Source organism: Pseudomonas paraeruginosa (assembly GCF_003025345.2).
In the GTDB taxonomy this organism is placed as follows: Bacteria; Pseudomonadota; Gammaproteobacteria; order Pseudomonadales; family Pseudomonadaceae; genus Pseudomonas; species Pseudomonas paraeruginosa.
This window is the reverse complement of the sequence record NZ_CP020560.1, coordinates 3024361-3046337: the sequence shown is the minus strand read 5'-3', so window position 1 is coordinate 3046337 and position 21977 is coordinate 3024361. Positions and strand designations below refer to the sequence as shown.

Genomic DNA, 21977 nt, shown 5'->3' with positions numbered 1-21977 from the left:
GGGCGCCTCCTCGGGACGGATGAGTCAGGGATAGACGAACTGGTCGAAGGCGAGGCTTTCGCCGGCGAACTCCAGCCGGCTGGCGACTGCGCCGAGTTGGTTCGGCAAGAGTGTCAGGAACAGGCTCAGGCGGCCGTCTTCGTCGAGCCGCCCCTCCAGTTCCAGGCCGCCGCGCCAGCTGTGACTGCGCAGCGGTTGCGGTTGCAGGCTCTGGATGCTGTGCGCCTGTAGCAGGCCGCCCCCCAGGCGCACGCCGACCTCGGCGCCCGGTGCGCCGCGCAGGTCGATACGCAGGCGACTGGAGGCGCCGCTGCGTTCGAAGCGCTCGTAGGCGATCGCCAGCCTGCCGCTGTCGCTGACCAGAGTCCGCGAACTCAGAGGCCCGCCGGCGAACACCCCGGTCAGCGCCAGGAGGATCAACCCGAGCAGCGCCCACAGGCCCGCTCGTTCGAAATGCCAGGCGCGTCGCTGGCTTTCCAGGCGCTCCGGGATCGGATACTCGCGCGGGTCGAACGCATCGTCTTCGGCGTCGTCGGGCGGGCTCATGGCTGGCTCCTTCGCTCGTGGTCTCTCAGGCTGGACTCCGATCGAGGCGGTTGGTGCCGGCGGGCTTACCAGCGGACAAATGGCCGTGCAGTCTGCACGATGGGCGTGGGGCGATCCGGGCACTCTGCTGATCGCACTTTGCGATCAGCGCGCGACGCCCCCGGCAGCGGCGGGCCTCGCGCGACAGCGCGGCGGTCGGCGCGAACCTTGCAGCGGACCGGGCCTGGAACCCTGGAGGGAGAATCGTGATGAACAGGGAAAACAGGATCGTCCTGGTCCTTGAAGAACACGCCGACCAGCTCTGGCGCATAGAGGAATTCCTCCTCGACCGAGGCTATGCGGTGCTCAGCGCGGCGAATCGCGACGAGGCCCTCGACCATCTGGCCTCGGACGCGGTGATCGACCTGTTCCTGGTCAGCGAACAGCTCGACGGGCCGTTCAGCGGCAGTCTGCTGATCGAGACCAGCCTGCCGGTGCGCCCGCGGATGCGGGTCATCCTGCTCAGCGACAGCACCCGCGTCGACATCGACCCGGCGGCGCCGTATCCGGTGCTGCTCAAACCGGTGACCCTGGAGGAACTGGGGAAAGCCATCGACCTGGTCCTGCACAGCGCGCCGGTCTGCCCCGGCGTCTGACCACCGAGGAGCCCGCCATGCCCAGCAAGCCGCTCGCCGAGTACGCGCGCAAGCGCGATTTCCGCCAGACCCCGGAGCCCAGTGGGCGCAAGCGCCGCAAGGACGGCGACGGCCTGCTCCGCTATTGCATCCAGAAGCACGACGCCAGCCGTCTGCACTACGATTTCCGCCTGGAACTGGACGGCACCCTGAAGAGCTGGGCGGTGCCCAAGGGACCATGCCTCGACCCGGCGGTGAAACGGCTCGCGGTGCAGGTGGAGGACCATCCGCTGGACTACGCCGACTTCGAAGGCAGCATACCCAAGGGCCACTACGGCGCCGGCGACGTGATCGTCTGGGACCGTGGCGCCTGGACGCCTCTAGACGACCCGCGCGAAGGGCTGGAGAAAGGTCATCTCAGCTTCCTCCTCGACGGCGAGAAACTCTCCGGGCGCTGGCACCTCATCCGCACCAACCTGCGCGGCAAGCAGCCCCAGTGGTTCCTGGTCAAGTCCAAGGACGACGAGGCGCGCAGCCTGGATCGCTTCGACGTGCTGAAGGAACGTCCCGACAGCGTGCTCAGCGAGCGCACGCTGGTGCCCCGCCGCGGCGAAGCCGCCACGCCCGCGGCCAGGCCCGCGCGACGCGGCAAGGCCGGCAAGGGCGGCAAGGGCGGCGGGAAGACGCCGATGCCCGAGTGGATCGCCCCCGAACTGGCCAGCCTGGTCGAGCAGCCGCCGCAAGGGCAATGGGCCTACGAGCTCAAGCTGGACGGCTACCGGCTGATGAGCCGCATCGAGGACGGCCACGTGCGCCTGCTGACCCGCAACGGCCACGACTGGAGCGAACGCCTGCCGCACCTGAAGAAGGCCTTGGCCGGGCTCGGCCTTGAGCGCAGTTGGCTGGACGGCGAGCTGGTGGTCCTCGACGAGGAGGGCCGGCCGGACTTCCAGGCCCTGCAGAACGCCTTCGAGGAGGGCCACGGCGAAAATATCCTGTATTTCCTTTTCGACCTGCCGTATCACGAAGGCGAGGACCTGCGCGATGTCGCCCTGGAAGAGCGCCGCGCGCGCCTGGAGGCGCTGCTGGAGGGGCAGGACGAAGACCCCCTGCGGTTCTCCGCGACGCTCGCGGAAAACCCCCGCGACCTGCTGGCCAGCGCTTGCAGGCTCGGCCTCGAAGGCGTGATCGGCAAGCGCCTGGGCAGCGTCTACCGCTCGCGCCGCAGCAACGACTGGATCAAGCTCAAGTGCCAATTGCGCCAGGAGTTCGTGATCGTCGGCTACACCGAGCCGAAGGGCTCTCGCCGGCACATCGGCGCTTTGCTTCTCGGCCTCTACAGCCCGGACGAGGAACGCCGGCTGCGCTACGCCGGCAAGGTCGGCACCGGCTTCACCGCCGCCAGCCTGAAGAAGGTCCATGAGCGCCTGGCGCCCCTGGCGATCAATTCCAGCCCGCTGGCGAAGGTGCCGCCGGCGCGCGAGACCGGCGTGGTGCAGTGGGTGCGACCGGAACGACTGTGCGAGGTTTCCTATGCGCAGATGACCCGTGGCGGGATCATCCGCCAGGCGGTGTTCCACGGTTTGCGCGAAGACAAACCGGCGCGCGAGGTGACCGGCGAACGTCCGGCCGGCCCGCCGCCGGCGCGCGGCGCGCGCAAGGCCGGGAGCGCGAGCGGCGCCTCGCGGGCGGCCACCGCCGGGGTACGCATCAGCCATCCGCGGCGGCTGATCGATCCATCGATCCAGGCCAGCAAGCTGGAACTCGCCGAGTTCCATGCGCGCTACGCCGACCTGCTCCTGCGCGACCTGCGCGAGCGCCCGGTGTCGCTGGTCCGCGGCCCCGATGGTATCGGCGGCGAACTGTTCTTCCAGAAGCACGCGGCGCGCCTGAAGATCCCCGGTATCGTCCAGCTCGACCCGGCGCTCGATCCCGGCCATCCGCCGCTGCTGCAGATCCGCAGCGCCGAGGCGCTGGTCGGCGCGGTGCAGATGGGCAGCATCGAATTCCACACCTGGAACGCCAGCCTGGCCAACCTGGAGCGGCCCGACCGCTTCGTCCTCGATCTCGATCCGGACCCGGCGCTGCCGTGGAAGCGCATGCTCGAGGCGACCCAGCTGAGCCTCACGCTGCTCGACGAGCTGGGCCTGCGTGCCTTCCTCAAGACCAGCGGCGGCAAGGGCATGCACCTGCTGGTACCGCTGGAGCGCCGGCATGGCTGGGACGAGGTGAAGGCTTTCGCGCAGGCCATTTCGCAGCACCTGGCGCGGCTGATGCCGGAGCGCTTCTCGGCGGTTTCCGGGCCGCGCAACCGGGTCGGCAGGATCTTCGTCGACTACCTGCGCAACAGCCGCGGCGCCAGCACCGTGGCCGCCTATTCGGTACGCGCCCGCGAAGGGCTGCCGGTGTCGGTGCCGGTGTTCCGCGAGGAGCTCGACTCGCTGCAGGGCGCCAACCAGTGGAACCTGCGCAGCCTGCCGCAGCGCCTCGACGAACTCGCCGGCGACGATCCCTGGGCCGACTATGCCGGCACCCGCCAACGCCTCAGCGCCGCCATGCGCCGCCAGCTCGGCCGCGGCTGACCGTCCGCGAAAAAGGCGGAACTCCCCGGCGCCCGGGACCTCCACCGTGCAACGAGAAGCCGTGGAGGTCCCGATGGATATCGCCTACCTGATCCTGGCGCTGCTGGTCCTATTGCTCCTGGTGGATGCCTGGGCCATCAACAGCGTCCTGCGCAGCGACAGTTCCGCCAGCCGCAAGCTCGGCTGGTCGTTGCTGATCCTGCTCCTGCCGCTGCTCGGCCTGGTCCTCTGGGGCTGGACCGGTCCTCGCGGCCTGCGTCCGGTGAGCTCGCCGGAACACAGCAAGTGAACCCGACTGGAGACTGCCCATGAACAGCGAAACCTGTGCCTGTCCCAAATGCACCTGCCGGCCCGGCGAGAACGCCGTCGAGCGCGACGGCCAGCAATACTGCTGCGCGGCCTGCGCCAGCGGCCACCCGCAGGGCGAACCCTGCCGCGACGCCGACTGCCCGTGCGGCGGCACCACCCGGCCACAGGTGGCGGAGGACCGCCAGCTGGACGACGCGCTGAAGGAAACCTTTCCCGCCAGCGACCCGATCTCGCCCTGAGGAGGCCCGCATGCCCGAGCTACGCCTGGGGGACGACGCCGCCCGCCTGGTGGCCTACCTGCGCGACGCGGGCCTGAGCCTGGTCACCGCCGAGTCCTGTACCGCCGGGCAGATCAGTGCGGAACTCTCGGCGGTGGCCGACAGCGGCCAGGTGATGGAAGGCGGCTTCGTCGTCTATTCGCCGGCCGCCAAGCTGGCCCTGCTGGGCCTGGATCCCGGCTGGCTGGAGCGCTTCAACCTGACCAGCGTCGAGGTCGCCGAGGCCATGGCCGGGGCCGCCCTGCAACGCAGTCCGGCGAACGCCGCCCTGGCGGTCACCGGGCTGCTCGGCAGCGAGGCGAAGGACGGCATCGCCCCGGGCACCGTGTGTTTCGCCCTGGGCTTCCGCATGGCCGACGGCCTCGCGCTGTTCTCGCGCCGCGAGCGTTTCCACGGCGATCCCGCGCAGATGCGCCGCGAAGCCACCCGCTGGGCGCTGCGGCGCCTGCCCGAATTCCATCAACGCGCCCTGCGCGGCGAACGCGCCTGAGGCGCCCGACAAGAGGGGAAAACCACCATGAGCGAACAGCGACAGACCTTGCCGGCGCAACACCAGGACCAGCGCCCCGGCCACGAAAGCGAGATGCGGCCGAAGCCGGAGTTCGTTTCCGGCGACTACCATCCGGCGGCCAAGCTGGAGGGCAAGGTGACCCTGGTCACCGGCGGCGACAGCGGCATCGGCCGCGCGGTGGCGGTGACCTTCGCCCGCGAGAAGGCGGACGTGGTGCTGGTCTACCTGGAAGAGAACGAGGACGCGGCGAAGACCCGCGAAATCATCGAATCGCTCGGCCGCCAGTGCCTGGTGTTCGCCGGCGACGTCGCCGACGCCGGCTTCTGCCGCCAGGTGGTGGACACGGTGCGGCAGAAATGGGGGCGCCTCGACGTGCTGGTCAACAATGCCGGCGAGCAGCATCCGCAGGCGCGCCTGGAGGACATCAGCGAGGACCAGTGGGAGAAGACCTTCCGCACCAATATCTTCGGCATGTTCCAGCTGACCAAGGCGGCGCTGCCGCTGATGGGCAAGGGCGCGGCGATCATCAACACCACCTCGATCACCGCCTACAAGGGCAACCCGCAACTGATCGACTATTCCTCGACCAAGGGCGCGATCACCTCGTTCACCCGCTCGCTGTCGATGAACCTGGTCAACCGTGGCATCCGCGTCAACGCGGTGGCGCCGGGGCCGATCTGGACGCCGCTGATCCCGTCCACCTTCAGCGCCGAGAAGGTCGCGCAGTTCGGCGCGGACACCCCGATGGGCCGCCCCGGGCAGCCGGAGGAACTGGCCGCCAGCTACGTGTACCTGGCCTGCAACGACTCGTCCTACGTCAGCGGACAGGTCCTGCACGTCAATGGTGGTACCGTGGTCAACGGTTGAGCCGCGCCGGCCGCCGCGCGGCTCAGGCGGGCGCGGCGGCCGGCAGCAGGGGAAAGACCTGCACCGCGCTCAGGTGTTGCGGAAAGAGCAGGGGATAGCACAGCTGCAGGCGGGCATGCGCCTCGCTGGCGCTGAGAGTCGACGCAAAGGTGGTGAGGACGGTCTGGCCGGGCTGGCCGGCGTCACGGAAATGAACCACGAATGCCTGCATCGGTGCGCTCCTGGCAGAAAGGGAAAGCTTCATTCGCCAGTAGTGAAGCTGCGCTCCAGCTCGCGCGCCAGTTCGCGCAGCGAACGTTCGCAACAGCATTCCTCGGGGCTGACCCCGGCGACGGTGGTGGCCTCGCCGGGACGATCGGCGCGGGCGACGGTAATCGTGAGACCGCCATCGGCGGCCTTGCGGCAGTGGAAATGCGAGGAACAGGCATTGGCATTGAGGATTCGTTCGATCTGGCGCAGGGAAAGCATGGTCATGTCGGCTGGCTCGTGCGGATTGGACGGTTTCACGATGACTCTGTAATGGGTACGAAGCCCGCTGCGGCGATCGGTTCCCCTCCACGGACGGGCGGGCCGGCTACCGCCGGGAAAAAACAATGAACCATCCCGCGCTTCGCCACTCCGCTTGTAGGTGGCCGGACGGACCGGCCGCGCGACACACGGAGGAGCACGGCGATGAAACGCGACTGGGGGTTGATCCGCGACCTGCTGGAACACCTGGAAAGCCTCGATTTCGGCCAGCACTGGGAGGCCCGCGAGCTACCCGGCCATTCCCGCGAGGTGGTGGCCTACCATCTCCAGCTGCTCAGCCAGGCGGCGCTGATCGCCGGCAGCCTGCAGCATTCCTGGACCGGGCAGGAGCAATGGGTGGCCCACCACCTCACCCTGGCCGGCCACGACCTGCTCGACCGCCTGCGCCAGGAGCCGGTGGCGGCTGCCGTCCCGGTACGCAAGCGCGCCTGAAAACCCTCGCAAGCGCCGGTCCGGGTGCGGACCGGAAGGAAACCCGGCGATGCCCGACAGCCAAGAGCAGACCGCGAGCGCGGTCCATACCCTGAAAGCCAGCATCCTCGCCAAGCTGCGCTACAGCGTCGGCCGCGATCCCTCCACCGCCTGCCCGCACGACTGGTTCGAAGCGGTGGCGCTGGCGGTCCGCGACCACATCATCGATCACTGGGAAGAGGCCACCCCGCAGGGCCAGGCGCCCGCGCGCAAGCGGGTCTACTACCTGTCCCTGGAGTTCCTCATCGGTCGCCTGCTGCTGGACAACCTCGGCAACCTCGGGCTGCTCGAGGAGACCCGCCAGGCCCTCGCCGAACTCGGCGTCGACCTGCAGCGGATCGTCACCCTGGAGCCCGACGCGGCGCTCGGCAACGGCGGCCTCGGACGCCTGGCGGCGTGCTTCATGGAAAGCATGGCCAGCCTCGACATACCCGCCCACGGCTACGGTATCCGTTACGAACACGGGCTGTTCCGCCAGGTGCTCACCGACGGCTGGCAGCAGGAGCAGACCGAGACCTGGCTGGACTTCGGCAACCCCTGGGAGTTCGAGCGCCCGGAGGTCAGCTACTACATCGACTTCGGCGGCAGCGTGCAGGTCGACAGCGAGCACAGCGGTCGCGCCATCTGGCGGCCGGACGAGCGGATCCGGGCGATCGCCTACGACACCCCGATCGTCGGCTGGCGGCGCGCCAGCGTGAACACCCTGCGCCTGTGGCGCGCCCGCGCCGAGGAAGACCTGCAACTGGACCGCTTCAACGCCGGCGACCATATCGGCGCGGTGGTCGACGTGGTCAAGGCCGAGAGCATCTCGCGGGTGCTGTATCCGGCCGACAGCACCGAGGCCGGCCAGGAGCTGCGCCTGCGCCAGGAGTACTTCTTCGTTTCCGCCTCGCTGCAGGACCTGCTGGATCGCCACCTGCGCCGCCACGCAGACCTGCGCAGCCTGCCGGAACAGGTGGCGATCCAGCTCAACGACACCCACCCGGCGATCGCCGTCGCCGAGCTGATGCGGCTGCTGGTGGACGTGCACCAGCTGGCCTGGCCGGACGCCTGGGCGTTGAGCGTGGCGAGCCTGTCCTACACCAACCACACGCTGCTGCCGGAGGCGCTCGAATCCTGGCCGGTGGCGCTGATGGAGCGCCTGCTGCCGCGGCACATGCAGATCATCTACCTGATCAACGCCTTCCATATCGATGCGCTGCGCGCCCAGGACATCCACGACTTCGACCTGCTGCGCTCGGTCAGCCTGATCGAGGAGGGTCATGGCCGGCGAGTGCGCATGGGCAACCTGGCGTTCCTCGGTTCGCACCAGATCAACGGGGTGTCGGCGCTGCACACCGAGCTGATGCGCGAAACCGTGTTCCGCGACCTGCACCACCTGTACCCGCAGCGCATCAGCAACAAGACCAACGGCGTGTCGTTCCGCCGCTGGCTGTTCCAGGCCAATCCGGAACTGACCGGGCTACTGGTGGAGACCCTCGGCGCGGACCTGCTGGACACCCCGGAGCGGCGCCTGCCCGATCTCGAGGCGCATGTCGAGGACGCCAGGCTGCGCAGCCGCTTCGCCGAGCAGCGACGCCACAACAAGACCGCCCTGGCGCGCCTGGTGCTGGATACCCTTGGCGTTGCGATCGAAGCGGAAGCGCTGTTCGACGTGCACATCAAGCGCATCCACGAGTACAAGCGGCAGTTGCTCAACCTGTTGCACACCGTCGCGCTGTACCAGGAAATCCGCAACGATCCGACCGCCGACCGCGTGCCGCGGGTGAAGATCTTCGCCGGCAAGGCCGCCGCCAGCTACCACCAGGCCAAGCTGATCATCAAGCTGGCCAACGACATCGCCCGCACCATCAACGACGACCCGACCGTGCGCGGCCTGCTCAAGCTGGTGTTCCTGCCCAACTACAACGTCAGCCTGGCCGAGGCGATCATTCCGGCGGCGGACCTCTCCGAACAGATTTCCACCGCCGGGCTGGAAGCCTCCGGCACCAGCAACATGAAGTTCGCCCTCAACGGCGCGCTGACCATCGGCACCCTGGATGGCGCCAACGTCGAGATGAGCCAGCGGATCGGCCTGGAGCACATGTTCATCTTCGGCCTCAGCGCCCAGCAGGTGGAGCAGCGCCGGCAGGCCGGGGAACTGGGAATGGGCGGGGTGATCGCGGCTTCGCCGCGCCTGGAGGAGGCCCTGGAAGCGATCCGCAGCGGGTTGTTTTCGGCTGACGATCGCAGCCGCTACGAAGGGCTGGTGGACGGCCTGGTGCATGACGACCGCTTCATGCTCTGCGCCGACTTCGAGGACTACTGGCAGGCCCAGTGCAGGGTCGAGGAGGTGTGGCGCGAGCCCGACCGCTGGTGGCGCTCGGCACTGCTCAACGTGGCGCGGATCGGCTGGTTCAGCGCCGACCGGACGATCAGCGAATACGCCCGGGAAATCTGGAAGCTGTGAAGCGGATCACCAGAAGCCGGCCGGATGACGGCGTCCGGGACCGGCCAGGCGCAGGTCGAAGGCGCGGCGGAAGAATACCGCCAGCTCGCTGTCGAGCACCATCGGGTTGATCGACTCCAGCTCGCCGGGAAGACTGTGCCATTCGCCGGCCCCGGCCAGGTACTGGCGGTGGATCACCCTCTCGCCGGGAATCGCCAGCAGGCTGTAGTGGCTCTTCTCCGCGCCCGGCTCGCCGACTTCCAGGCGCAGGCGCGGATGGCCGTCCTCGTCGAGGTCGAGGCCCACGCTGCAGTCGAGGCCGTGGCTGCGCGCTTCCTCGCAGGAATCCACGAAAAGAGGTTTCGCCACCTGTTCGACGAGAGAAATGAAAGAGTGCTGGAAACGCACTTCGTCACTGTTTTCCATGGCGAGTTCCACCTATTTTTCAAGTTCATTCTTAATTATTGAAGAAGCCTATTGCAATATCGGGCAATGCAATAGAAAAGTATAATTATGGGATTCCTCCCGCCGTCTCTTCGGCATCCTTTCCATGATATATGGGATAGGGCTCCTGATCGCTGTCGCCCGGCTCGAAATTCCATTCATGGCAATCGCGGCCGGGCTCTTCGTTGCTCACCACGGGGTCTCTGTAGACGGGATGCTCGTAGGGTTTCATGGCATTCCTCCGAGATTCTAAGGCCTTTCATCTGAAGCAATTCGAGCCGTCCTGTCAATGCTGGCAATGGAATAGGCAGAACATCGCAGACTCATATAGGCCTGCCTCTAACCGTAATGGCAAAGCGCTCCGTATTCATTCGGAAAAAATAATCTGAACCCCTGGCGAAACGTCCTTTCAGAGTTAGGGCATGCGCCACGCATGCATCCATGAAATCTGTTCTGAAGAGATTATTCGGAGGAAATAGAAATGGCACAGCATCAAGGTGGTAAAGGCAACTTTGCGGAAGATCCGAAACGCGCATCGGAAGCCGGCAAGAAGGGCGGCCAGGCCAGCGGCGGCAACTTCAAGAACGACCCGCAACGCGCTTCCGAGGCCGGTCGCAAGGGCGGCCAGCGCAGCCACGGCGGGCAGTGATCGTCAAGCAGTGAAGTGAAGGGGGCGGCGCAGGGAAGCGTCCGCCCCATTTTCATGCCGAGGATGAGGAGAGGAAACCGATGAGCGAGCAGAACGATCCGCAGCGCAGCCAGGCGGCCGGCACCGACACCGTCGATCGTGGCAACAGCAACGCCAAGCTGGAGCAACTGGAGGCCTATCGCGAGGACGCCACCGGCGAGGCGCTGAGCACCAACACCGGCACCCGCATCGCCGACAACCAGAACACCCTGAAGGCCGGCGAGCGCGGCCCGTCGTTGCTCGAAGACTTCATCATGCGGGAGAAGATCACCCACTTCGACCACGAGCGCATCCCCGAGCGCGTGGTCCACGCCCGTGGCTCCGCCGCCCATGGCTACTTCGAGGCCTACGATGACCTCAGCGACCTGACCAAGGCGAGCTTCCTCGCCGAGGCCGGCAAGCGCACCCCGGTGTTCGTGCGCTTCTCCACCGTGCAGGGGCCGCGCGGCTCCGCCGATACGGTGCGCGACGTGCGCGGCTTCGCGGTGAAGTTCTACACCGACGAAGGCAACTTCGACCTGGTCGGCAACAACATGCCGGTGTTCTTCATCCAGGACGCGATCAAGTTCCCCGACTTCGTCCACGCGGTGAAACCCGAGCCGCACAATGAGATTCCCACCGGCGCCTCGGCCCATGACACCTTCTGGGACTTCGTCTCGCTGACCCCGGAGTCGGCGCACATGGTCATGTGGCTGATGTCCGACCGCGCCATCCCGATCGCCTACCGCAACATGCAGGGCTTCGGCGTGCATACCTTCCGCCTGGTCAACGCGGCAGGCGAGAGCGTGCTGGTGAAGTTCCACTGGCGGCCGAAGTCCGGGACCTGTTCGCTGGTCTGGGACGAGGCGCAGAAGCTGGCCGGCAAGGACCCCGACTTCAACCGGCGGACCCTCTGGGAGGACATCGAGAAGGGCGACTATCCCGAATGGGAGCTGGGCCTGCAGGTGATCCCGGAGAACCAGCAGGACCGCTTCGACTTCGACCTGCTCGACCCCACCAAGCTGGTGCCCGAGGAGTTGGTGCCGGTAAGGGTGGTGGGGCGGATGGTGCTGAACCGCAACCCCGACAACTTCTTCGCCGAAACCGAGCAGGTGGCGTTCCATGTCGGCCACGTGGTCCCCGGCATCGACTTCACCAACGACCCGCTGTTGCAGGGACGGCTGTTCTCCTACACCGACACCCAGCTGTTGCGCCTGAGCGGGCCGAACTTCAACGAGATCCCGATCAACCGGCCGCTGTGTCCGTTCCACAACAACCAGCGCGATGCGCCGCACCGGCAGACCATCAACCGCGGCCGGGCTTCCTACGAGCCCAACTCGATCGACGGCGGCTGGCCGAAGGAAACCCCACCGGCGGCGCGCAACGGTGGCTTCTCCAGTTACCACGAGCCGGTCGCCGGCACCAAGCTGCGCAAGCGCGCCGATTCCTTCGCCGATCATTTCAGCCAGGCCGCGTTGTTCTGGCACAGCATGAGCGAGGCCGAGCAGGCGCACATCGTCGCCGCCTACAGCTTCGAGCTGTCCAAGGTCGATCGCCAGTCGATCCGCGAGCGCGAGGTCAACCAGATCCTCCTCAACATCGATCCGCAGCTGGCCGCCAGGGTCGCGGCGAACCTCGGCGTGCAGCTGGCGGCGCCGGCCAACCCGGCGCCGCAGCCGACCCCGTCGCCGGCGCTGAGCCAGATGAACCTGCTGTCCGGCGACATCCGCTCGCGCAAGGTGGCCATCCTGATCGCCAACGGCGTCGCCGAAAGCGACGTCAGCGACCTGCGCGACGCGCTGATGAAGGAAGGCGCCAGTGCCAAGCTGATCGCTCCCAGCGCCTCGCCGGTGCAGGCCGACAACGGCGCCGAGCTGGTCCCTGAGGGAACCTGGGACGGCCTGCCGTCGGTGGCCTTCGACGCAGTCTTCGTCCCCGCTGGCGCGGCCAGCAGCCAGGCCATCGGCAGCGACGGACGCGGCCTGCACTACCTGCTGGAGGCCTACAAGCACCTGAAGCCGCTGGCTTTCGCCGGCGACGCCCAGGCACTGGCCAGCCAGCTTTCGTTGCCCGGCGATCCCGGCGTGGTGCTGGGCGCGACGGCTACCGACGTGTTCCCCGGCCTGCGCCAGGCGTTGCTGCAGCACCGGGTCTGGCAACGCGAGGCGGTGACCGGGGCGATCCCGGCCTGAGGGCGACCGTCGGTGAATCCGATCGCACCTTCCCGTCGTATCGCCGGTCACAGCAGGAAAGGGTGACTGGCCGAGCGATTCGGCGGGAGGACCCGGATGACCTTGCGTTGCCTGATCGTCGGCTGCGACTGGTGCCGGCAACCGGCGTTGCTGCTGGGTGAGGAAGCCTTCGACTGCGAGCGCTGCCAGCGTTGCGGCGCCCTGCGCTACAGCGGGATGCGCCGTCGATGAGCGCCTGGGAGACGCTGTGGAAGATTCTCGGCGAGGAGTTCGCCGACCTCGCCGACTTCGAGCAGACCGCCCGCGCCGCGTTGCGCCTGTTGCTGGCGGCGGCGCTTGGCGCGGTGCTCGGCTACGAGCGCGAGCAGAGCGGCAAGGCCGCCGGCCTGCGCACGCACATGCTGGTGACTCTTGGCGCGGCGCTGTTCGTCATGCCGCTGCAATTGCAGGACGGTGGGGCGGACGCGCTGAGCCGGGTGATCCAGGGCACCGTCGCCGGCATCGGCTTCCTCTGCGCCGGCACCATCCTCAAGGCCGGGCGGGAAAGCCGGGTCAGGGGCCTGACCACCGCGGCGGGACTCTGGGCGAGCACCGCCATAGGCGTCGCGGTCGGCCTCGGCCACCAGGGCACGGCGGTGCTCGGCACGGTCCTGGCGCTGCTGGTACTGCACGTCCTGGCCTGTCTGAACCGTTCGCCGCCATCTTCCGATAGTCGTTGAGGAGATTTCCGTCATGTTCAAGGACTTCGCCGCCTGTACCGCCTGGACCGACGCGATGCAGGAACATCGCCAGCCGATCGGCCTGATCCTCTACCAACCCAAGCGGCGCGGCGCGCCGGTGCGCGTGCTGTGGGTGGTGATCCCGGGCTGCAGTTGCCTGAGCGACGCCGAGACCGCCGCCGACAACCTGCTGCAACGCATCACCGACATCGCCGCCGACGGCCGCGTGCACTACGCGGACGGCGGCACGCTGTAACGACCCGAGGAGGAAACCAGCATGGCGCGTGCGATCTGGAAAGGCGCGATCAGCTTCGGCCTGGTGCACATCCCGGTGAGCCTGTCGGCGGCGACCTCGTCGCAGGGCATCGATTTCGACTGGCTCGACCAGCGCAGCATGGACCCGGTCGGCTACAAGCGGGTGAACAAGGTCACCGGCAAGGAGATCGAGCGCGAGCACATCGTCAAGGGCGTGGAGTACGAAAAGGGCCGCTACGTGGTGCTGAGCGAGGAGGAAATCCGCGCGGCGCATCCCAAGTCGACCCAGACCATCGAGATCTTCGCCTTCGTCGACAGCCAGGAGATCCCCCTGCAGCACTTCGACACCCCGTACTACCTGTCTCCCGACCGGCGCGGCGGCAAGGTCTACGCGTTGCTGCGGGAAACCCTGGAAAGCACCGGCAAGGTGGCCCTGGCCAACGTCGTCCTGCATACCCGCCAGCACCTGGCCCTGCTGCGGCCGCTGGAAGATGCCCTGGTGCTGATCACCCTCCGCTGGCCGTCGCAGGTGCGCAGCCTGGATGGCCTGGAGCTGGACGAAAGCGTCACCGCGGCGAAACTCGACAGGCGCGAGCTGGAGATGGCCAGGCGCCTGGTGGAGGACATGGCCTCCCATTGGCAGCCTGACGAATACAAGGACAGCTTCAGCGACAAGATCATGAAGCTGGTCGAGGAAAAGGCCGCCAAGGGCCAACTGCACGCGGTGGAGGAAGAAGAGGAGGTGGCCGGCAAGGGCGCCGACATCATCGACCTCACCGACCTGCTCAAGCGCAGCCTGCGCCCCCGCGCCGGCGGCGGCAAGGCCAAGACCAAGGATGGCGGCAAGGCCGCTGCCACCGCGAAGGGCCGCGCCAGGTCCGCTGCCTCGCGGTCGCGGCGCAAGGCCTGAGCGCGCCGCCGGGAAAACAACCTGAACCAATCCGCCGCCGTCAGGCTCGGAACCAATGACCGTCCGGGTCCGCGACCCGGACGGCGGGTGCCGGCGCCAGGCGCCGGCCACCTCCAGCACTGGACCCACGACCCGATAAGGAGCGCGCCTCGATGAGTTCGATTGCCCGCAACAGCGACGATGATCCGGTCGTCATCGCCATCCAGCAGCCGCGTATCGCCATCGAATCGGTCCACCCGGTGGTGGAGGAAGGCGCCTATCCGGCGAAGGCCGAGAGCGACCGCGACCTGCGCCTCGGCGCGCGGATCTTCGCCGATGGCCACGAGGTGCTCGGCGCCGAGGTGGTTTGGCGGCGCGTCGGGGAAACCGCGGAGCGGCGCCTGCCGCTGTTCCCCGAAGGCAACGATTTCTGGAGCGCACGGTTGCGCACGCCGCCCTGCGGCCGCCTGTACTTCCGTATCGAGGCCTGGATCGACCGCTTCGCCGGTTATCGCCGCGAACTGCGCGCCAAGCATGGCGCACGCCTGCCGCTTGACCTGGAACTGCGCGAGGGCGACGAACTGCTGCGGCGCTGCGCCGAGCGTGGTGGTCCGGAGATTGCCGCCGCCTGCGCGCCGCTGGCCGGGCGCCTGCAGGCCTGCCAGAGCGTCGAGGAGCGGGTGGCGCTATGGCTGGCGGCGCAGACCGGCGAGCTGTTGCGCCTGGTCGGCCCGCGCGAGCACCTGGTGCGCAGCCGCGAATACCCGTTGGAGGTGGAACGGCCGCTGGCGCGCTTCGCCAGCTGGTACGAACTGTTCCCGCGCTCGGAAAGCGGCGATCCGACGCGCCACGGCACCTTCGACGATGTGATCCGGCGCCTGCCGCAGATCGCCGCGATGGGCTTCGATGTTCTCTATTTCCCGCCGATCCATCCCATCGGCCGTACCCATCGCAAGGGCCGCAACAACTCCCTGCGCGCCGAGGCCGGCGATCCCGGCAGCCCCTATGCGATCGGCAGCGAGGAGGGCGGCCACGAGGCGATCCATCCCGAACTGGGCGATCGCGAGGACTTCCGCCGGCTGCTCGCCGCGGTACGCGAGCACGGCATGGAGCTGGCGCTGGACTTCGCCATCCAGTGTTCCCCCGACCATCCCTGGCTGCGCGAGCATCCCGGCTGGTTCGCCTGGCGGCCGGATGGCAGCCTGCGCTACGCGGAAAATCCGCCGAAGAAGTACGAGGACATCGTCAACGTCGACTTCTATGCCGAACAGGCCCTGCCGGGCCTCTGGGAAGCCCTGCGCGACGTGGTGCTGGGCTGGGTGGAGCAGGGCGTGACGCTGTTCCGCGTCGACAACCCGCACACCAAGCCGCTGCCGTTCTGGGAGTGGCTGATCGCCGAGGTGCGCGGCCGCCATCCGGAGGTGATCTTCCTCTCCGAAGCCTTCACCCGCCCGGCGATGATGGCGCGCCTGGGCAAGGTCGGCTTCAGCCAGAGCTACACCTACTTCACCTGGCGCAACGACAAGCAGGAACTGGCGGAGTACTTCGCCGAACTCAACCAGCCGCCCTGGCGCGACTGCTACCGGCCGAACTTCTTCGTCAACACCCCGGACATCAATCCCTGGTTCCTGCAACGCTCCGGCCGCCCCGGCTTCCTCATCCGCGCCGCCCTGGCGACCATGGGCTCGGGGCTGTGGGGCATGTATTCCGGCTTCGAGCTGTGCGAGGCGGCGGCCTTGCCGGGCAAGGAGGAGTACCTCGATTCGGAGAAATACCAGCTGCGCCCGCGCGACTACCAGGCGCCGGGCAACATCGTCGCCGAGATCACCCGGCTCAACCGCATCCGCCGGGAGAACCGGGCGCTACAGACGCACCTCGGGTTCCAGGCCTACAACGCCTGGAACGAGCGCATCCTGTACTTCGGCAAACGTACCGAGGATCTCGCCAACTTCATCCTGGTAGCGGTCTGCCTGGATCCGCACGAGGCCCAGGAGGCGCATTTCGAACTGCCGCTGTGGGAATTCGGCCTGCCCGACGACGCCAGTCTCCAGGGCGAGGACCTGATGAACGGGCATCGCTGGGTCTGGCACGGCAAGGTCCAGTGGATGCGCATCGAACCCTGGCACCTGCCGTTCGGCATCTGGCGCGTGCGACGCGTCGACGCATAAGGAGAAGCCCATGGCCAGACGCGAGAAACCGGTCTTCCTCAACGACCCGCAATGGTACAAGGACGCAGTGATCTACCAGGTCCACGTGAAGTCCTTCTACGATGCCAACAACGACGGCATCGGCGACTTCGCCGGGCTGATCGAGAAACTCGATTATATCGCCGACCTCGGCGTGAACACCCTCTGGCTGCTGCCGTTCTACCCCTCGCCGCGCCGCGACGACGGCTACGACATCGCCCAGTACCGTGGCGTGCACAGCGACTACGGCAGCCTCGCCGACGCCCGCCGCTTCATCGCCGAGGCCCATCGGCGCGGCCTGCGGGTGATCACCGAACTGGTGATCAATCACACCTCCGACCAGCATCCCTGGTTCATCCGCGCCCGCCACGCGAAGAAGGGGTCGCGCGCCCGCGATTACTACGTGTGGTCGGACAGCGACGAGAAATACCAGGGCACGCGGATCATCTTCATCGACACCGAGCAGTCCAACTGGACCTGGGACCCGGTCGCCCAGCAGTATTACTGGCACCGCTTCTATTCCCACCAGCCGGACCTGAACTTCGACAACCCGCAGGTGCTGCGCGAGGTGCTCGGGGTCATGCGCTACTGGCTGGACATGGGCGTCGACGGCCTGCGCCTGGACGCGATTCCCTACCTGATCGAACGCGACGGCACCAGCAGCGAGAACCTGCCGGAAACCCACCAGGTGCTCAAGCGCATCCGCGCCGAACTGGACACGCATTATCCCGACCGCATGCTGCTGGCCGAGGCCAACCAGTGGCCGGAGGACACCCGGCCGTATTTCGGCGGCGAGGATGGCGGCGAGGGCGACGAATGCCACATGGCCTTCCATTTCCCGCTGATGCCGCGCATGTACATGGCCATCGCCCAGGAGGACCGCTATCCGATCACCGATATCCTGCGCCAGACCCCGGACATCCCGGCCAACTGCCAGTGGGCGATCTTCCTGCGCAACCACGACGAGCTGACCCTGGAGATGGTCACCGACGACGAGCGCGACTATCTCTGGAACCACTATGCCGCCGACCGCCGCGCGCGCCTCAACCTGGGCATCCGCCGGCGCCTGGCGCCACTGGTGGAGCGCGACCGGCGGCGCATCGAGCTGCTGCACAGCCTGCTGCTGTCGATGCCGGGCACGCCGACCCTGTACTACGGCGACGAGATCGGCATGGGCGACAACATTTATCTCGGCGACCGCGATGGCGTACGCACGCCGATGCAATGGTCGGTGGACCGCAACGGTGGCTTTTCCCGCGCCGACCCGGCGAAGCTGGTGCTGCCGCCGATCCTCGACCCGCTGTACGGCTACCAGACGATCAACGTCGAGGCGCAGGCGCGCGACCCGCATTCGCTGCTCAACTGGATGCGCCGCCTGCTGGCGGTGCGCAGCCAGCAGAGGGCCTTCGGCCGCGGCAGCCTGAAGATGCTCGCGCCGAGCAACCGGCGGATCCTCGCCTACCTGCGCGAATACGCCGAGGGCGAACGCCGGGACAGCATCCTCTGCGTGGCCAACCTGTCGCGCGCGGCGCAGGCGGTGGAACTGGACCTGGCGGCGCACGCCGGCAAGGTGCCGGTGGAAATGGTCGGCGGCATGTCGTTCCCGCCGATCGGCGAGCTGACCTACCTGCTGACCCTGCCACCCTACGGCTTCTACTGGTTCTACCTGGCCGACGCGGCGCAGATGCCGAGCTGGCACGTGGCCGCGGACGAGCGCCTGCCGGAACTGCCGACCCTGGTGGTCAAGCAGCGCCTCGGCGAACTGTTGCAGGGCGCCTCGCGGGACATCCTGGAAGGCGAGACGCTGCCGGCCTACCTGCCGAAGCGCCGCTGGTTCGCCGGCGAGAAGGGCCAGCCGCGGCTCTGCTACATCGTTCCGGTGGACGAGGCGGAGCCGCGCTGCGCGCTGTGCGAAGTCGAGATCGACGGGCTGCGCTACCAGTTGCCACTGGGCTTCCTCGACGCCGACCAGCGCGGCGACAGCCTGCCGCAACTGCTGGCCCTGGCGCGGCTGCGGCGCGGACGCAAGGTCGGCCTGCTGACCGACGCCGCCAGCCTGCCGCTGTTCGCCCGCAGGGTCCTCGCGCAACTCCGCGCCGAGGCGCTGATCGCCCACGGCGACGGCGAGATCCAGTTCGTCCCGGCGGCGGGCCTGGCGGAGCTGGACGACATCGCCGACGAGGAGGTCCTGCCATTCGCGGTGGAACAGTCCAACAGCTCGATCCGCTTCGGCGAGCGCATGGTCCTCAAGGTGCTGCGCAAGATCCTTCCCGGGCTGCACCCGGAGATCGAGGTCGGCGGCTACCTGACCCGCCACGGCTACCCGGGCATCGCCCCGCTGCTCGGCGAAGTGCGGCGGGTCGACGCCGCGGGCGTGCCGCATACCCTGGCGATCCTGCAGGGTTACCTGAGCAACCAGGGCGACGCCTGGAACTGGACCCTGGACAACCTGGAGCGGGCCGTGCGCGACGAGATCTCCGGGGCCAGCGAGGCGCTCGAAGGGCAATACGACAGCCTCGCCGAACTGCGCGGCTTCGCCGCCAACCTCGGGGCCCGGCTCGGTGAGATGCACAGCGTACTGGCCGGCGAGTCGGACGACCCGGCCTTCGGCAGCCGCGAGAGCGACGACGCCAGCGTCCAGGCCTGGGCGCTGCGCATCGCCGAGCAGTTGCGCGAGGCCGCCGAGCGCCTGGGCGAGCCGCCGCGGCCGTTGCAGGGCGAGGCGGCGGAACAGGCGCGGCACCTGCTGGAACGCCTGCCGGCGCTGCTCGAACGCCTGCCGCTGCTGGCCCGGCAGGCCGCCGGCGGGCTGCTGATCCGGGTCCACGGCGACCTGCACCTGGGCCAGGTGCTGATGGTCCAGGGCGACGCGCGCTTCATCGACTTCGAAGGCGAGCCGGCGCGCAGCCTGGAAGAACGCCGCCAGCGCCACAGCCCGATGAAGGACGTCGGCGGCATGCTGCGCTCGTTCGACTACGCGGCGGCGATGGTCCTGCGCAACGCGCAGAGCACCGACAGCTCGGAACAGGCCGACAGCGCCCGGCGCAAGGTCGCCACGCGCTATCGCGGCGAGGCCCGCGACGCCTTCCTGGCCGGCTACCGCGCCGCCGCGGCGGGCCTCGCGCACGCCTGGCACGGCCGCGAAGGCGAGGGCGCGGCGCTGGCCCTGGCCTGCCTGGAAAAGGCCGCCTACGAACTGCTCTACGAAGCCGACTACCGCCCCGACTGGCTGGAAGTGCCGCTCGCCGGTCTGGCCGAACTCACCGAACACCTCCTGAAGGGCAAGAACCGATGAGCGAACCGATGTCCGAACGCGAACGCTGGCAATTGGAACTGGACAAGCTGCAACGCGGCCTGCAGGGCGATCCCTTCGCCTTCCTCGGCCCGCAACGCGACGCCGACGGCGAAGGCGGCGTGCTGCGCGCCTACCTGCCCGGCGCGCAGCGCGTCGAACTGCTCGACGAAGACGGTGCGACGCTCGCCGAGCTGGAGCAGAGCGACCCGGGCAGCGGCCTGTTCCAGCGCCACCTGGAGCGCCTGCCGGCGCGCTACCGCCTGCGCACGCACTGGCCGGACGGCGTGCAGGAAAGCGAGGACCCCTATGCCTTCGGGCCGTTGCTCGGCGAACTCGACCTGTACCTGTTCGCCGAAGGCAACCACCGCCAGCTGGCTTCCTGCCTGGGCGCACAACTGACCCGTCACGAAGGCGTGGACGGCGTGCGCTTCGCGGTATGGGCGCCGAACGCCGTGCGCGTCTCGGTGGTCGGCGATTTCAATGGTTGGGATGGGCGCCGCCATCCGATGCGGCGGCGCTATCCCTCCGGCGTCTGGGAACTGTTCATCCCGCGTCTCGGCGCGGGCGAACTGTACAAGTACGAGTTGCAGGGCCACGCCGGCCTCCTGCCGCTGAAGGCCGACCCGTTGGCACTGGCCTGCGAGACGCCGCCCGGGACCGCCTCGAAGACCTGCGCGGCGCTGCGCCACGAATGGCGCGACCAGGACTGGCTGGCGCGGCGCGCGGAGCGCCAGGGCTACGCGGCGCCGCTGTCGATCTACGAGGTTCACGCCGGTTCCTGGCGCCACCGCGACGGCCGGCCGCCGCGCTGGTCGGAACTGGCGGAGGAACTGATTCCCTACGTGCGCCAGCTCGGCTTCAGCCATATCGAACTGATGCCGGTGATGGAGCACCCCTTCGGCGGTTCCTGGGGCTACCAGCCGCTCGGGCTGTTCGCGCCGACCGCGCGCTACGGCACGCCGGAGGACTTCGCCGGGTTCGTCGACGCCTGCCATCAGGCCGGGATCGGCGTGATCCTCGACTGGGTACCGGCGCATTTCCCCACCGACGCCCATGGCCTGGGCCGTTTCGACGGCACGGCACTGTACGAGTACGAACATCCCTTCGAAGGCTTCCACCAGGACTGGGATACCTACATCTACAACCTCGGCCGCAGCGAGGTGCACGGCTTCATGCTGGCCTCGGCGCTGCATTGGCTGCGCACCTATCACGTCGACGGACTGCGGGTGGATGCCGTGGCCTCGATGCTCTACCGCGACTATTCGCGCAAGGAAGGCGAATGGCTGCCGAACCGCCATGGCGGCCGGGAGAACCTGGAGGCCATCGATTTCCTCCATCATCTCAACCAGGTGGTCGCCAGCGAGACCCCCGGGGCGCTGGTGATCGCCGAGGAATCCACCGCCTGGCCCGGCGTCAGCCGTCCGGTGGCGGAGGGCGGCCTCGGCTTCAGCCACAAGTGGAACATGGGCTGGATGCACGACAGCCTGGCGTACATCGGCGAAGACCCGCTGCACCGGCGCTATCACCACCACCAGTTGACCTTCGGCCTGCTCTACGCCTTCTCCGAGCATTTCATCCTGCCGATCTCCCACGACGAGGTGGTGCACGGCAAGCATTCGCTACTGGACAAGATGCCCGGCGACCGCTGGCAGAAGTTCGCCAACCTGCGCCTGTACCTGAGCTTCATGTGGTCGCACCCGGGCAAGAAGCTGTTGTTCATGGGCTGCGAGTTCGGCCAATGGCGCGAGTGGAACCATGACGGCGAGCTGGACTGGTACCTGTTGCGCTATCCGGAACACCAGGGCGTACAGGACCTGGTGGCGACGCTCAACCGCCTCTACCACGAGGTTCCCGCGCTGCATGCGCGCGACGGCGAGGCCCTCGGCTTCGAATGGCTGATCGGCGACGACCAGGCCAACAGTGTCTACGCCTGGCTGCGCCACGCGGCCGGCGAGCCCTCGCTGCTGGCGGTGCACAACTTCACCCCGGTGCCGCGCCAGGGCTATCGGATCGGCGTACCGCAAGGCGGCGACTGGGACGTGCTGCTCAACAGCGACGCGCAGGCATACGCCGGTTCCGGCGCCGGCAGCCAGGGCCGGGTCGCCAGCGAACCGGCCGGGGCCCATGGCCAGGCGCAGTCGCTGCTGCTCGACCTGCCGCCGCTGGGCACGTTGCTGCTGCGTCCGGCCGGCTGAC

The 21977-nt window shown here is 68.1% G+C and carries 21 protein-coding genes and 1 pseudogene; 17 read left to right on the top strand and 5 right to left on the bottom strand.

Features of this window, described 5'->3' with window-relative positions:
- Window positions 1-24 precede the first annotated feature (24 nt).
- A complete protein-coding gene (locus B7D75_RS14410; protein ID WP_012075934.1) occupies window positions 25-546 on the bottom strand; it encodes a hypothetical protein in 522 nt (173 codons plus the stop codon).
- Window positions 547-791: 245 nt separating this feature from the next.
- On the opposite strand from B7D75_RS14410, the gene B7D75_RS14405 reads away from it, so the two are divergent.
- The 6 genes from B7D75_RS14405 to B7D75_RS14380 all read left to right on the top strand — a co-directional run bounded on the left by B7D75_RS14405 (window position 792) and on the right by B7D75_RS14380 (window position 5707).
- Complete coding sequence (locus B7D75_RS14405) at window positions 792-1181, top strand: response regulator (protein ID WP_034000198.1); 390 nt, start codon at window positions 792-794, stop codon at window positions 1179-1181.
- A 17-nt stretch (window positions 1182-1198) separates the two neighbouring features.
- On the top strand, window positions 1199-3742 hold the full coding sequence (gene ligD / locus B7D75_RS14400; protein WP_107114147.1) for a DNA ligase D: 2544 nt from the start codon (window positions 1199-1201) through the stop codon (window positions 3740-3742).
- A gap of 73 nt (window positions 3743-3815) precedes the next feature.
- Window positions 3816-4031: a PLDc N-terminal domain-containing protein gene (locus B7D75_RS14395; RefSeq protein ID WP_012075931.1), complete on the top strand. Its 216-nt coding sequence runs from the start codon at window positions 3816-3818 to the stop codon at window positions 4029-4031.
- 19 nt (window positions 4032-4050) lie between these two features.
- A complete protein-coding gene (locus B7D75_RS14390) occupies window positions 4051-4290 on the top strand; it encodes a metallothionein (RefSeq protein ID WP_053813985.1) in 240 nt (79 codons plus the stop codon).
- A gap of 10 nt (window positions 4291-4300) precedes the next feature.
- Complete coding sequence (locus B7D75_RS14385) at window positions 4301-4819, top strand: CinA family protein (RefSeq protein WP_012075929.1); 519 nt, start codon at window positions 4301-4303, stop codon at window positions 4817-4819.
- 27 nt (window positions 4820-4846) lie between these two features.
- Window positions 4847-5707, top strand: coding sequence for an SDR family oxidoreductase (locus B7D75_RS14380; RefSeq protein WP_034000201.1), 861 nt, complete (start codon window positions 4847-4849; stop codon window positions 5705-5707).
- A 22-nt stretch (window positions 5708-5729) separates the two neighbouring features.
- Here the strand turns inward: B7D75_RS14380 and B7D75_RS14375 are convergent, their stop codons facing one another.
- Complete coding sequence (locus tag B7D75_RS14375; RefSeq protein WP_012075926.1) at window positions 5730-5918, bottom strand: hypothetical protein; 189 nt, start codon at window positions 5916-5918, stop codon at window positions 5730-5732.
- A gap of 29 nt (window positions 5919-5947) precedes the next feature.
- Window positions 5948-6181 (bottom strand): hypothetical protein, encoded by a 234-nt coding sequence (locus tag B7D75_RS14370; protein ID WP_012075925.1) that lies wholly within the window; start codon window positions 6179-6181, stop codon window positions 5948-5950.
- Window positions 6182-6379: 198 nt separating this feature from the next.
- Here B7D75_RS14370 and B7D75_RS14365 point away from each other — a divergent pair, with 198 nt between their 5' ends.
- On the top strand, window positions 6380-6667 hold the full coding sequence (locus B7D75_RS14365) for a DUF2513 domain-containing protein (protein WP_012075924.1): 288 nt from the start codon (window positions 6380-6382) through the stop codon (window positions 6665-6667).
- Window positions 6668-6716: 49 nt separating this feature from the next.
- Window positions 6717-9155 (top strand): glycogen/starch/alpha-glucan phosphorylase, encoded by a 2439-nt coding sequence (locus tag B7D75_RS14360; RefSeq protein ID WP_012075923.1) that lies wholly within the window; start codon window positions 6717-6719, stop codon window positions 9153-9155.
- 6 nt (window positions 9156-9161) lie between these two features.
- On the opposite strand, the gene B7D75_RS14355 is transcribed toward B7D75_RS14360, so the two are convergent.
- Both B7D75_RS14355 and B7D75_RS29585 read right to left on the bottom strand, forming a co-directional pair.
- Window positions 9162-9560 carry a hypothetical protein gene (locus B7D75_RS14355; protein ID WP_012075922.1) on the bottom strand — a complete coding sequence of 133 codons (399 nt, stop codon included), beginning with the start codon at window positions 9558-9560 and terminating at the stop codon, window positions 9162-9164.
- A gap of 85 nt (window positions 9561-9645) precedes the next feature.
- Window positions 9646-9810 (bottom strand): hypothetical protein, encoded by a 165-nt coding sequence (locus B7D75_RS29585; RefSeq protein WP_162835991.1) that lies wholly within the window; start codon window positions 9808-9810, stop codon window positions 9646-9648.
- A 249-nt stretch (window positions 9811-10059) separates the two neighbouring features.
- Here B7D75_RS29585 and B7D75_RS14350 point away from each other — a divergent pair, with 249 nt between their 5' ends.
- The 9 genes and pseudogenes from B7D75_RS14350 (at window position 10060) to glgB (ending at window position 21976) form a co-directional block, all read left to right on the top strand.
- The gene (locus B7D75_RS14350; protein WP_012075920.1) at window positions 10060-10227 is read left to right on the top strand and encodes a con-10 family general stress protein; all 168 of its coding nucleotides are present in this window, start codon (window positions 10060-10062) and stop codon (window positions 10225-10227) included.
- Window positions 10228-10295: 68 nt separating this feature from the next.
- Window positions 10296-12437: pseudogene (katE, locus tag B7D75_RS14345) on the top strand (catalase HPII); the annotation flags it as partial.
- 96 nt (window positions 12438-12533) lie between these two features.
- Window positions 12534-12668, top strand: a complete 135-nt coding sequence (locus B7D75_RS29940; RefSeq protein ID WP_012075918.1) for a PSPA7_2676 family Cys-rich small protein — start codon at window positions 12534-12536, stop codon at window positions 12666-12668.
- The gene (locus B7D75_RS14335) at window positions 12665-13156 is read left to right on the top strand and encodes an MgtC/SapB family protein (RefSeq protein ID WP_012075917.1); all 492 of its coding nucleotides are present in this window, start codon (window positions 12665-12667) and stop codon (window positions 13154-13156) included. The genes B7D75_RS29940 and B7D75_RS14335 overlap by 4 nt, the downstream gene beginning before the upstream one ends.
- Before the next feature lie 13 nt (window positions 13157-13169).
- A complete protein-coding gene (locus B7D75_RS14330) occupies window positions 13170-13412 on the top strand; it encodes a hypothetical protein (RefSeq protein WP_012075916.1) in 243 nt (80 codons plus the stop codon).
- A gap of 21 nt (window positions 13413-13433) precedes the next feature.
- Entirely contained in the window at window positions 13434-14321 is an 888-nt protein-coding gene (gene ku, locus B7D75_RS14325; protein WP_107114146.1) for a non-homologous end joining protein Ku, read from the top strand.
- A 152-nt stretch (window positions 14322-14473) separates the two neighbouring features.
- Window positions 14474-16468: an alpha-1,4-glucan--maltose-1-phosphate maltosyltransferase gene (locus B7D75_RS14320; RefSeq protein ID WP_034078979.1), complete on the top strand. Its 1995-nt coding sequence runs from the start codon at window positions 14474-14476 to the stop codon at window positions 16466-16468.
- 10 nt (window positions 16469-16478) lie between these two features.
- Window positions 16479-19781, top strand: a complete 3303-nt coding sequence (treS, locus tag B7D75_RS14315; protein WP_034078981.1) for a maltose alpha-D-glucosyltransferase — start codon at window positions 16479-16481, stop codon at window positions 19779-19781.
- Window positions 19778-21976, top strand: a complete 2199-nt coding sequence (gene glgB / locus B7D75_RS14310; protein ID WP_107114145.1) for a 1,4-alpha-glucan branching protein GlgB — start codon at window positions 19778-19780, stop codon at window positions 21974-21976. The genes treS and glgB overlap by 4 nt, the downstream gene beginning before the upstream one ends.
- Window position 21977: the final 1 nt, after the last annotated feature.

Excerpts from the sequence above, each read along its gene's own strand:
- B7D75_RS14395 (WP_012075931.1), top strand. The coding sequence starts at position 3,816 with ATGGATATCGCCTACCTGATCCTGGCGCTGCTGGTCCTATTGCTCCTG.
- ku (WP_107114146.1), top strand. The coding sequence starts at position 13,434 with ATGGCGCGTGCGATCTGGAAAGGCGCGATCAGCTTCGGCCTGGTGCAC.
- B7D75_RS14410 (WP_012075934.1), bottom strand. The coding sequence starts at position 546 with ATGAGCCCGCCCGACGACGCCGAAGACGATGCGTTCGACCCGCGCGAG.
- B7D75_RS14320 (WP_034078979.1), top strand. The coding sequence starts at position 14,474 with ATGAGTTCGATTGCCCGCAACAGCGACGATGATCCGGTCGTCATCGCC.
- B7D75_RS14385 (WP_012075929.1), top strand. The coding sequence starts at position 4,301 with ATGCCCGAGCTACGCCTGGGGGACGACGCCGCCCGCCTGGTGGCCTAC.
- B7D75_RS29940 (WP_012075918.1), top strand. The coding sequence starts at position 12,534 with ATGACCTTGCGTTGCCTGATCGTCGGCTGCGACTGGTGCCGGCAACCG.
- glgB (WP_107114145.1), top strand. The coding sequence starts at position 19,778 with ATGAGCGAACCGATGTCCGAACGCGAACGCTGGCAATTGGAACTGGAC.
- B7D75_RS14350 (WP_012075920.1), top strand. The coding sequence starts at position 10,060 with ATGGCACAGCATCAAGGTGGTAAAGGCAACTTTGCGGAAGATCCGAAA.
- B7D75_RS14335 (WP_012075917.1), top strand. The coding sequence starts at position 12,665 with ATGAGCGCCTGGGAGACGCTGTGGAAGATTCTCGGCGAGGAGTTCGCC.
- B7D75_RS14390 (WP_053813985.1), top strand. The coding sequence starts at position 4,051 with ATGAACAGCGAAACCTGTGCCTGTCCCAAATGCACCTGCCGGCCCGGC.
- treS (WP_034078981.1), top strand. The coding sequence starts at position 16,479 with ATGGCCAGACGCGAGAAACCGGTCTTCCTCAACGACCCGCAATGGTAC.
- B7D75_RS29585 (WP_162835991.1), bottom strand. The coding sequence starts at position 9,810 with ATGAAACCCTACGAGCATCCCGTCTACAGAGACCCCGTGGTGAGCAAC.
- B7D75_RS14360 (WP_012075923.1), top strand. The coding sequence starts at position 6,717 with ATGCCCGACAGCCAAGAGCAGACCGCGAGCGCGGTCCATACCCTGAAA.
- B7D75_RS14330 (WP_012075916.1), top strand. The coding sequence starts at position 13,170 with ATGTTCAAGGACTTCGCCGCCTGTACCGCCTGGACCGACGCGATGCAG.
- B7D75_RS14355 (WP_012075922.1), bottom strand. The coding sequence starts at position 9,560 with ATGGAAAACAGTGACGAAGTGCGTTTCCAGCACTCTTTCATTTCTCTC.
- B7D75_RS14370 (WP_012075925.1), bottom strand. The coding sequence starts at position 6,181 with ATGACCATGCTTTCCCTGCGCCAGATCGAACGAATCCTCAATGCCAAT.
- B7D75_RS14365 (WP_012075924.1), top strand. The coding sequence starts at position 6,380 with ATGAAACGCGACTGGGGGTTGATCCGCGACCTGCTGGAACACCTGGAA.
- B7D75_RS14375 (WP_012075926.1), bottom strand. The coding sequence starts at position 5,918 with ATGCAGGCATTCGTGGTTCATTTCCGTGACGCCGGCCAGCCCGGCCAG.
- B7D75_RS14380 (WP_034000201.1), top strand. The coding sequence starts at position 4,847 with ATGAGCGAACAGCGACAGACCTTGCCGGCGCAACACCAGGACCAGCGC.
- ligD (WP_107114147.1), top strand. The coding sequence starts at position 1,199 with ATGCCCAGCAAGCCGCTCGCCGAGTACGCGCGCAAGCGCGATTTCCGC.